Origin of the sequence: Amnimonas aquatica (genome assembly GCF_002943415.1) — a bacterium.
GTDB lineage: Bacteria > Pseudomonadota > Gammaproteobacteria > Pseudomonadales > Moraxellaceae > Perlucidibaca > Perlucidibaca aquatica_A.
Genome location: NZ_PTQZ01000041.1, coordinates 1 through 9,659, shown reverse-complemented (window position 1 = coordinate 9,659; position 9,659 = coordinate 1). Strand labels below are relative to the sequence as shown.

At 69.2% G+C, this 9,659-nt stretch carries 9 protein-coding genes and 2 pseudogenes; 2 read left to right on the top strand and 9 right to left on the bottom strand.

Features of this window, described 5'->3' with window-relative positions:
- The 6 genes and pseudogenes from C5O18_RS03115 to rpsU form a co-directional block, all read right to left on the bottom strand.
- A pseudogene (locus C5O18_RS03115) lies at positions 1–360 on the bottom strand (transporter); the annotation flags it as partial.
- Between the two features lie 154 nt (positions 361–514).
- The gene (gene rpoD / locus C5O18_RS03110; protein ID WP_105191399.1) at positions 515–2,458 is read right to left on the bottom strand and encodes an RNA polymerase sigma factor RpoD; all 1,944 of its coding nucleotides are present in this window, start codon (positions 2,456–2,458) and stop codon (positions 515–517) included.
- Positions 2,459–2,537: 79 nt separating this feature from the next.
- Complete coding sequence (locus C5O18_RS11110) at positions 2,538–2,975, bottom strand: hypothetical protein (protein ID WP_105191400.1); 438 nt, start codon at positions 2,973–2,975, stop codon at positions 2,538–2,540.
- Positions 2,976–3,105: 130 nt separating this feature from the next.
- A pseudogene (dnaG, locus tag C5O18_RS03100) lies at positions 3,106–4,362 on the bottom strand (DNA primase); the annotation flags it as partial.
- Positions 4,363–4,495: 133 nt separating this feature from the next.
- Entirely contained in the window at positions 4,496–4,954 is a 459-nt protein-coding gene (locus tag C5O18_RS03095) for a GatB/YqeY domain-containing protein (protein WP_105191398.1), read from the bottom strand.
- A gap of 67 nt (positions 4,955–5,021) precedes the next feature.
- Positions 5,022–5,237, bottom strand: a complete 216-nt coding sequence (gene rpsU / locus C5O18_RS03090; protein ID WP_105191397.1) for a 30S ribosomal protein S21 — start codon at positions 5,235–5,237, stop codon at positions 5,022–5,024.
- 148 nt (positions 5,238–5,385) lie between these two features.
- Here rpsU and tsaD point away from each other — a divergent pair, with 148 nt between their 5' ends.
- Positions 5,386–6,414, top strand: a complete 1,029-nt coding sequence (gene tsaD / locus C5O18_RS03085) for a tRNA (adenosine(37)-N6)-threonylcarbamoyltransferase complex transferase subunit TsaD (protein ID WP_105191396.1) — start codon at positions 5,386–5,388, stop codon at positions 6,412–6,414.
- An 18-nt stretch (positions 6,415–6,432) separates the two neighbouring features.
- Here the strand turns inward: tsaD and plsY are convergent, their stop codons facing one another.
- Positions 6,433–7,026, bottom strand: a complete 594-nt coding sequence (gene plsY, locus C5O18_RS03080) for a glycerol-3-phosphate 1-O-acyltransferase PlsY (RefSeq protein WP_105191395.1) — start codon at positions 7,024–7,026, stop codon at positions 6,433–6,435.
- A 77-nt stretch (positions 7,027–7,103) separates the two neighbouring features.
- Between plsY and folB the strand changes: the two genes are divergently transcribed.
- Positions 7,104–7,463, top strand: a complete 360-nt coding sequence (gene folB / locus C5O18_RS03075; protein WP_105191394.1) for a dihydroneopterin aldolase — start codon at positions 7,104–7,106, stop codon at positions 7,461–7,463.
- A gap of 23 nt (positions 7,464–7,486) precedes the next feature.
- Here the strand turns inward: folB and C5O18_RS03070 are convergent, their stop codons facing one another.
- A complete protein-coding gene (locus tag C5O18_RS03070) occupies positions 7,487–8,257 on the bottom strand; it encodes a pteridine reductase (protein ID WP_105191393.1) in 771 nt (256 codons plus the stop codon).
- Positions 8,241–9,497, bottom strand: a complete 1,257-nt coding sequence (locus C5O18_RS03065; protein WP_105191392.1) for a multifunctional CCA addition/repair protein — start codon at positions 9,495–9,497, stop codon at positions 8,241–8,243. Before C5O18_RS03065 ends, C5O18_RS03070 begins: the two co-directional genes overlap by 17 nt.
- Positions 9,498–9,659 lie beyond the last annotated feature (162 nt).

Here is a 9,659-nt window from a genome sequence, read left to right as displayed (position 1 = left end):
GTGATCCGAGGGCAGCACGGCCTTGACGGCTGCGCTGAGGTCGCCGGTTCCGGTCGCGCTGTCGCGGACGCCGCCGGCGCTCTTCTCTTCCAGGCGGCTGCGGATCGCGCCGCCGAGCTGAAGCTCGACCTTCTCGTGCAGCCCGTAACGGATCAGCGTGTTGGCGTCGTACCGTGTGCTCCGGTCGCCATCCGCCTTCAGGCGCGTGACATCGGGAAGACCCTGTTCCCAGGCCAGGCTGCCCACAGGCAGCACGGTGGTGCCGAAGCCGATGCCGGGGCGGTCGAAGGCGGGCGCATCGGCAAGCACGGCGGACGGTGGCAGCAGCAGAAGCGCGGTGGCAAGCAGGCGGTGTTTCATGGTGATCCTCGTGAGCTGCCGGCATCCGGCGGGTTTATGCTGCCATGCCGGCGCGCGGGTGTGCCCGTCTTGCGGATGAGCGGTTCAGCCAGCATGAAAAAGGGCCCCGAAGGGCCCTTTTTTGTTCACGGCGCGTTTGTTCACGGCGCCGCGATCATTCGCTGTCGAGGAACGAGCGCAGGTGCTCCGAGCGGCTCGGGTGGCGCAGCTTGCGCAGCGCCTTGGCCTCGATCTGACGGATGCGCTCGCGGGTGACGTCGAACTGCTTGCCGACCTCTTCCAGCGTGTGGTCGGTGTTCATGTCGATGCCGAAGCGCATGCGCAGCACCTTGGCTTCGCGCGGCGTCAGGTTCTCCAGCACTTCGCGGGTGGCTTCGCGCAGGCCTTCCGCGGTGGCGGCGTCGACCGGGGACACCATGAGGGTGTCCTCGATGAAGTCGCCGAGGTGGCTGTCCTCATCGTCGCCGATCGGCGTTTCCATGGAGATCGGTTCCTTGGCGATCTTCAGCACCTTGCGGACCTTGTCTTCCGGCATGTCCAGGCGCTCGCCCAGCTCTTCCGGCGTCGGCTCGCGGCCCATTTCCTGCAGCATCTGGCGCGACACGCGATTGAGCTTGTTGATGGTCTCGATCATGTGCACCGGAATGCGGATGGTGCGCGCCTGGTCGGCGATGGAGCGGGTGATGGCCTGGCGGATCCACCAGGTGGCGTAGGTCGAGAACTTGAAGCCGCGGCGGTACTCGAACTTGTCCACCGCCTTCATCAGGCCGATGTTGCCTTCCTGGATCAGGTCGAGGAACTGCAGGCCGCGGTTGGTGTACTTCTTCGCGATGGAGATGACCAGGCGCAGGTTGGCCTCGACCATTTCCTTCTTGGCGCGGCGGGCCTTGGCCTCGCCGACGCTGACGCGGCGGCTGATGTCCTTGATCTCGGCAATGGTCAGCGCGTGCGCGACCTCGATTTCGGCCAGACGGGTCTGGGCGCGGACGATGTCCTCGCGCTGCGGCTCCAGCGCCTTGGCCAGCGTCTTGCGCTTGACCAGCTCTTCGTCGAGCCAGGCCAGGTTGGTCTCGTTGCCGGGGAAGTCGGCGAGGAAGGTGGCGCGGTCCATCTTGGCGCGGCGTACGCAGGCCAGCATGATGGCGCGTTCCTGGGCGCGGATGGAGTCGACGCTGTCGCGGATGTGATCGGAGATGCCGTCGTACACGCGCGGGGTCAGCTTGAACATCATGAACAGGTCGGCCAGCTCCTGCATGGCGGTCTGCCAGCCCTTGCTGTCGCGGCCGCGCTTGCCGGCATTCTCGGCCTTGGCGAACTGCCTGCGCAGCGCCTCGAAGCGCTCGCGCACCATTTCCATGTCGAGGCCGGTGTCGCTTTCGCTGTCGTCGTCGCTGCCTTCGCTCTCTTCCTCGTCGTCATCGGCGGCTTCGGCCTTGGCCTTTTCGCTGCCACCGCCGGAGAGGGCGGCCATGGCGGTTTCCTCGTCGACCTCGGCGGCGGCGTTGCCGTCGTCCGGATCGAGGAAGCCGGCGATGACATCGCCGATGCGGCGTTCGCCGGCTTCGACGGCATCGAACTCGGTGAGCAGCAGCTCGACCGCGCCCGGCCACCAGGCCATGGCGTTGAGCACATCGCGGATGCCGTCTTCGATGCGCTTGGCGATGGCGATCTCGCCTTCGCGGGTGAGCAGCTCGACGGTGCCCATTTCACGCATGTACATGCGCACAGGGTCGGTGGTGCGGCCCGGCTCGTTCTCCACCGACGCCAGCACGGCGGCGGCTTCCTCGGCGGCCAGCTCGTCGTCGCTGGCTTCCGGGGTTTCCTCGCGCATCAGGTCGTCGGCCTCGGGGGCGCGCTCGTGCACCGGAATGCCGAGGTCGTTGAGCATCTGGATGATGTCTTCGATCTGCTCGCTTTCGGTCACCGACTCCGGCAGGTGGTCATTGACCTCGCCGTAGGTCAGGAAGCCCTGTTCCTTGCCGCGGGCGATCAGCGCTGCCAGTTGCGAGTTGCGCTTTTCCTGGTCGATCGGCTCGCCGTCACCGGCTTCGATGTCCGTCTTGTTCAGGTTCTGCGGGTCTTGGGGGGTGCTGCTCATCGGGCGCCTCGCGCAACGGGTGCAAATCAAGAGCGGAATTATATGCTTCCGCTGTGTGTATTGTCAGCAAAGTGCTGTGTCAGGCGTCGCCCGGACCGGGGCGGTCGCGCATCAGCTCGGTCTGCTGGCGCTTCAGTTCGGTGAGCGCCTGAAGGGTTTCCCGGCTCGGGCTTTGCTGCAGGTCGCGACTCAGTCGGTCGACCCGGGCATCCAGCGCGCGCTGGCGCAGCCGGTGCAACAGGGCGTCGGCCTCGAGCTGGCTGTCGCCTGCCGGTGCCAGGCTGTCGGCGGCGGCGATGGCGCCCAGCGCCTCGCCCTCGGGGCTGCCGTGCCAGCTGCCGAGCAGCGCGGCGACCGAGCGCACCGGCTGCCGCCGCAGCTCGGCGGCGAGCTGGCGCAGCAGGCCGCTCTCGGGATCGTCGAGGTCTGCCAGCAGCTCGTCCGGCCAGCGGATGGCCTGGGAGGGGTCGCGCAGCAGCAGGCGCACNGTCGTCGAAGTCGGGTCGGTCGTCGCCATGCCAGGCCGGCGGTTCGTCGGCCGGGGCCGCCGATGACTCCCGGGGGGCGGTGGCGCCGGCCACGCTGCCGCGCGTCTGGCCGGCACTGCCGGCGAGCTGCTTCTCGAGGACTTCGACCGGCAGCGCGGTGAGCTCGCCCAGGCGTTGCAGCAGCAAGGTGCGGAACAGGCTTTCCGGCACCAGCGCGAGCAGCGGCAGGGCTTCCTTGGCGAGGCGCGAGCGGCCCTCCAGCGTGTCCAGCGAAATGTTCTCGCCGAGGTGGCGGAACAGCTGTTCGGTCAGCGGCACCGACTCGGCGTCGATGCGCGCCCGGAACAGCTCGGGGCCTTCCCGGCGCACCAGGCTGTCCGGGTCTTCGCCATCGGGCAGGAACAGGAAGCGCACGCTGCTGCCGTCGCGCAGGGCGGGCAGGGCGTTCTCCAGCGCGCGCCAGGCGGCGCGGCGGCCGGCGGCATCGCCATCGAAACAGAACACCACATCGGAGACGACGCGGAACAGGCGCTCGATGTGCGCGGTGCTGGTGGCCGTGCCCAGCGTGGCCACGGCTTCCGGAATGCCGAACTGGGCCAGCGCCACCACGTCCATGTAGCCTTCGACCACCAGCAGGCGGCTGAGCTTGCCGGACTGGCGTGCCTCGTACAGGCCGTAGAGCTCCTGGCCCTTGTGGAACACCGGCGATTCCGGCGAGTTCAGGTACTTGGGCTTGTCATCGTTGAGCACGCGGCCGCCGAAGGCGATCACGCGGCCGCGGAAGTCGCGGATCGGGAAGATCACGCGGTCGCGCATGGCATCGTAGACCGACTGGCGCTGCTCGTTGCGGATCAGCAGGCCGGCGGTCAGCAGCTGCTCGCGCAGGCCGGGCTGTGCGCCCAGGCCCTGCAGCAGGTTGTCCCAGCCCGGCGGCGCGTAGCCGAGGCGGAAATGCTTGGCGACCGCCCCGGTGACGCCGCGTCCCTGCAGGTAGCGCACCGCGCGATCGCGCGCCGGGGCGACGCGCAGCTGCTGTTCGAAGTGGGCGGCGGCGGCATCCAGGGCGTCGAACAGCGGCTGGTGCGACTCGCGGGGTGCGCCGCCGGCCTCGCGCGTCTCCGGCAGGCTCAGGCCGGCGGCGCCGGCGAGCTGCTTGAGGCTGTCGATGAAGTCGAGCCGGTCATGTTCCATCAGGAAGCTGATGGCGTTGCCGGTGGCGCCGCAGCCGAAGCAGTAATAGAACTGCTTCTCGCGGTTGACCGTGAACGAGGGGCTCTTTTCCTGATGGAAGGGGCAGCAGGCGCTGTAGTTCTTGCCGGCGCGCTTGAGCTTCACGCGCGCGTCGACGAGATCGACGATATCGGTGCGCAGCAGCACCTCGTCGATGAACGACTGCGGAATGCGTCCTTCGGCCATGCGGCGCTCGTCCGGATCAGGAGGATGCTGAGTGTGCGTCAGCGGGTGGCCGGGCCGCAATCATGGCGGCGCGACAGGTGGTGACGCGGGTGATCTTGCGTGGTTGCCGGCGCAAACGAACGCCGGGCGGCGCTCAGGAGGCCAGCCTGGTCTTGACCAGCTGCGACAGCGCGCCGACATCGGCACGACCGGCGACCATGGGGCGGAGCAGGTTCATGACCTTGCCCATGTCGCGCGCGGAGGTCGCCCCGGCTTCGGCGATGGCGGCAGAGATCAGCGCCGCCAGCTCGTCTTCCGACAGCGGCACCGGCAGGAAGCGCTGCAGCACGACGATCTCGGCCTGTTCGCGGGCGGCCAGCTCCTGGCGGCCGGCGGACTCGAAGGCGGTCGCGGACTCGCGGCGCTGCTTGACCAGCTTCTCGAGCACGGCGAGCGAGCGCGCGTCATCGAGCTCGATGCGTTCGTCGACTTCGATCTGCTTGAAAGCGGCCAGCGCCATGCGGATGACGCCGAGGCTGTCCTTGTCCTGGCTGCGCATGGCATCCTTCATGGACTCGGTGAGCCGGGCTTTCAACGTGGGCTGTGCGGACATGGCGATGCCGGGATTTGCGGTGGTCTGCCCCCGTGGCTGGCGTGGCCGCCAGCGGGGGCAGGGCGCATCAGTACAGGCGGACGGTCTTGACGGCTTCGCGCTGCACTTTCTTGGCGTGACGCTTCACAGCGGCAGCGGCCTTGCGCTTGCGCTCCTGCGTCGGCTTTTCGAAGAACTCGCGCTTGCGCACGTCAGCCAGCACGCCGGCCTTTTCGCAGGAACGCTTGAAACGACGCAGGGCGACGTCAAACGGTTCGCCTTCTTTCACTTTGACCTGGGGCATGAGTGCTCACCTGTTGTTCAATTTCGGTACGCCGTTCGGGCGTGGGGCGCGGATTTTAGCCAGATATCCGCGGAATGGCAAACCCCGGTCCGCGGCGCTACACTGCGCGCCTTCTGAACAGTGGTCGGAACCGATCAGGATAACGGCAATGCGCGTGCTGGGCATTGAAACCTCGTGTGATGAAACCGGCGTGGCGATCTATGACGATGGCCGCGGTTCCGGTGCGGGCCTGCTCGCGCATCGCCTCTACAGCCAGATCGACATGCACGCCGATTACGGCGGCGTGGTGCCCGAGCTGGCCTCGCGCGACCACATCCGCAAGCTGGTGCCGCTGGTGCGCGAGGTCATGGCCGAGGCCGGCTGCGAGCCGGCCGACATCGACGGCATCGCCTACACCGCCGGTCCCGGGCTCGCCGGCGCGCTGCTCACCGGTGCGCTGATGGCACGCGCGCTGGCCTACGCCTGGGGCGTGCCGGCGGTGCCGGTGCATCACATGGAGGGGCATCTGCTCGCCCCGCTGCTGGAGCCCGAGCCGCCGGCCTTCCCCTTTGTCGCCCTGCTGGTCTCCGGCGGCCACACCCAGCTCATGCGGGTGGATGGCATCGGCCGCTACGAGCTGCTCGGAGAGTCCATCGACGATGCCGCCGGCGAGGCCTTCGACAAGGTCGCTAAGATGCTGGGCCTGAATTATCCCGGCGGTCCCGAGGTGTCGCGCCGCGCGCAGCAGGGCCGGGATGACGCCTTCGCCTTCCCGCGCCCCATGCTCGACCGGCCCGGCCTGGACTTCTCCTTCAGCGGCCTCAAGACCGCGGTGCTGACCGCGCGCGAGCAGACCGCGGATTATCCGGAAAAGGTCGCCGACATCTGTGCCAGCTTCGAGGCGGCGGCGGTGGATACGCTGATCCGCAAGTGCATCCGTGCGCTCAAGCAGACCGGGCTGAAGCGCATCGTGCTGGCCGGCGGTGTCAGCGCCAACCGGCGCCTGCGCGCCGACATGGCGGCAGCGCTGCGCGGCATGGGGGGCCAGGCCTTCTACCCGGCGCCCGCCTTTTGCACCGACAACGGCGCCATGATCGCCTTCGCCGGCTGCCAGCGCCTGCGCGCCGGCGAGACCGTCGGTCTCGGCGTCAGCGTCCGCGCCCGCTGGCCCATGACCGAGCTGTCCGCGATCGACTGAGCGCCGGGCGCCCGGTGCTCACTGCTTCCGGAAGCTGCGCTCCTTGCCAGACAGCAGATCCAGGATATTGCGCTTGTGCCGCGCCAGCAGCAGCACGCTCATGCCGACCACGCCGAGCATGGCGTGCGGCATCAGCCACCAGGCCAGGAAGGGAGCCGCGATGAATGCGGTCAGCGCGCCCACGGAGGAGATGCGGGTGAGCGCGAACGCCAGCACCCAGAGCAGCACCACGGACACGCCGAGGCCCCAGTGCAGCGTCAGCAGCACGCCGAGCGCGGTGGCCACGCCCTTGCCGCCTTCGAAGCGGAAGAACACCGGGTAGAGGTGGCCCAGGAAGGCGGCCAGGCCGATGGCGCTGAGCAGCACGTCGTCGAAGCCGTATTCGCGCGCCAGCAGCACCGGAATCACGCCCTTGAGCATGTCGCCGGTCAATGTCAGGGCCGCGGCCGGCTTGCCGCCGATGCGCAGCACGTTGGTGGTGCCCGGGTTGCGCGAACCGTCGGTGCGCGGGTCGGGCAGGCGCATGGCGCGGCAAACCAGGATGGCGGCCGAGACAGAGCCCATCAGATAGGCGAGAATCAGCGCCGCGCAGGCGATCAGGTCGGGACTCATGGTGTGCTCCGGGCACGTTGGGTCGGCATCCGGCCTGCCGCACGCAGGGCAGACCGCAGGCGACGAGGCTACAACACGTGGATATTGTTTACATCAGGGATTTCAAGGTCGAGACGGTGATCGGCATGTTCCAGTGGGAGCGCCGCATCCGGCAGACCCTCAGCCTGGACCTCGAGATGGCCTGGGATATCCGGCCCGCCGCCGCCAGCGACAGCATCGAGCATGCGCTGGACTACCGCGCCGTGGCCATGAGACTGAAGTCGCATGTTGAGTCGGCCGAGTTCCAGCTTGTCGAGCGGCTGGCCGAGTCGGTCTGGGACATCCTGCGTGACGAGTTCCATGTGCCCTGGCTGCGGCTGCGTGTCAGCAAGCCGGGCGCGGTGCGCGGCGCGCAGGATGTCGGCGTGCTGATCGAGCGGGGCCGGCGGCCTGACTGAGGTGCTGCTCCCGCACAACCGGTTCAGCCCCAGACCGACCGTCCGCCGTCCACCGCGATGATCTGGCCGCTGACGTAGTCGGTGCCGGTGATCAGGAAGCCGATCGCCTCCGCCACCGCGTCGACGCCGCCGATGCGCCCCAGCGGCACGCTGGCCAGGATCTGCGCCTGCAGCGCCGCATCCATCTCCCCCTCTCCCTCCGGCCAGAGTATGGCGCCCGGCGACACGCCGTTGACGCGCACCGCCGGTGCCAGCTCCTTGGCCAGCGCCCGCGTCATGGCGGCCAGCGCAGCCTTGGCCATGCAGTACACGGCATGGCCGGCGAGCGGATAGTCGGCGTGGATGTCGATGACATTGACGATGCTGCCGCGCCCGCTGGCGGCCAGCGCCGGCGCCAGCGCCTGGCTGAGGAAGAACGGCGCGCGCGCGTTGCTGGCGAAGAGGTCGTCCCACTGCGCGCCGGTGGTGGCGCCGATGGCGGTGGGGTAGAAGGTCGAGGCGTTGTTGACCAGGGCATCGACCCGGTCCCAGGCGGCCAGTGCGCTGTCGACCAGCGGCGCGATGGCGTCGGGGTCGTTGAGGTCGGCGGGCAGCACGCGGGCACTGTCGGCGCGCGTGCCGTTGAGCTCGCCGGCCAGTGTCTCGGCGGTCTCGCGACTGAGGCGGCAGTGCAGCAGCACACGCCAGCCGGCGCGGTGCAGGTGCCGGGCGGTGGCGGCACCGACGCGCTTGCCGGCGCCGGTGATCAGGGCCACCGGCGCGTCGTGGTGCTGGGGTTCAGTGTGATGTGGCACGCCAGTCCTCCCGGTAGGTGGTCAGTTGCTGCAGGCGCTGCCGGCGGATGGCCTCGGCCATGGCCTGTCCTTGCAGGCCTTGTGATACCAGTGTCCGCACATCGATCACGCCGGCATCCGCTGCGCCCTGCCAGTAGCAGCGCTGCCAGTAGTCCCTGTCCTCCAGCCCGGTGCGGCCGCGGGCGTCGGCTTCGCAGGCGAGCAGGAACTCGGCGAAGCGCTCCGGGCGGCGCCAGGCATCCAGCGCTTCCAGCTTGCGCAGCAGGGTGTCGGGGCGCAGCTCGCTGGCGCGATGGCATTCGAGGTGGAACTCGCCGACCAGCAGCGCCAGCTCCTGCCAGGCGCGCGGCACGCGCAGGCGCTCGCCCATGCGCCGGATCAGCGGCAGGCCGCGGCTCTCGTGGCCGGTGTGGCGGGGCAGCACATGATCCGGCGTCAGCGCCTTGCCGAGGTCGTGCACCAGCACGGCGTAGCGCACGCGTGGCTCGGGACTCAGGCGCACGGCCTGCTGCAGGCTCATCAGCGTGTGGATGCCGGTGTCGATCTCGGGATGGTAGTCGGCGCGCTGCGGCACGCCGAACAGGTCGGCCACTTCGGGAAACAGCACGCGCAACGCGCCGCAGCGATGCAGCACGCGGAAGTATTCTGCCGGCGCTGGATCGGCGAGGGCGCGCTCGGTCTCCTGCCAGACGCGCTCCGTGGTCAGCGCTTCCAGCTCGCCGCTGGTGGACAGCTGCTGCATCAGCACCAGGGTCTCGTCCGCGATGCGGAAGCCGAGGTGGTGGTAGCGGGCGGCGAAGCGGGCCACGCGCAGCACGCGCAGCGGGTCCTCGACGAAGGCCGGCGACACGTGCCGGAGCACGCGGTCGGCGAGGTCCTGCCTGCCGCCGCAGGGGTCGATGACCTCGCCATCGGCGGTCTCGGCCATGGCGTTGATGGTCAGGTCGCGGCGTTGCAGGTCTTCCTCCAGCGTCACCGCCGGCGTGAAGTCGCAGATGAATCCGTGGTAGCCGCTGCCGCTCTTGCGCTCGGTGCGCGCCAGCGCGTACTCCTCGCCGGTGTCGGGATGCAGGAACACCGGAAAGTCCTTGCCGACCTGACGATAGCCTCTCGCCAGCAGCCAGTCCGGCGTGGCGCCCACCACCACCCAGTCGTGCTCGTGGAAAGGCACACTGAGCAGGCGGTCGCGCACGGCGCCGCCGACACGGTAGATGCGCGGCTCGCGGCCGTCGCTGCTCACTGCAGGCCCTCGCGGCTGTGGAAACGCCGGCCATCCTCCAGGCGCTGGGCGGTGAGGAAGTTTCCCCAGACGCAGCCGGTGTCGAGCGCGACATGCCGGCTGCTGCCGGTGCGGCCGTCGAGCGCGGCCCAGTGGCCGAACAGCAGGCGCAGGCCGGCATGG

Coding starts and splice junctions, on each gene's coding strand:
- rpsU (WP_105191397.1), bottom strand. CDS start 5,237: ATGCCCCAGGTCAAAGTGAAAGAAGGCGAACCGTTTGACGTCGCCCTG.
- tsaD (WP_105191396.1), top strand. CDS start 5,386: ATGCGCGTGCTGGGCATTGAAACCTCGTGTGATGAAACCGGCGTGGCG.
- C5O18_RS03095 (WP_105191398.1), bottom strand. CDS start 4,954: ATGTCCGCACAGCCCACGTTGAAAGCCCGGCTCACCGAGTCCATGAAG.
- rpoD (WP_105191399.1), bottom strand. CDS start 2,458: ATGAGCAGCACCCCCCAAGACCCGCAGAACCTGAACAAGACGGACATC.
- plsY (WP_105191395.1), bottom strand. CDS start 7,026: ATGAGTCCCGACCTGATCGCCTGCGCGGCGCTGATTCTCGCCTATCTG.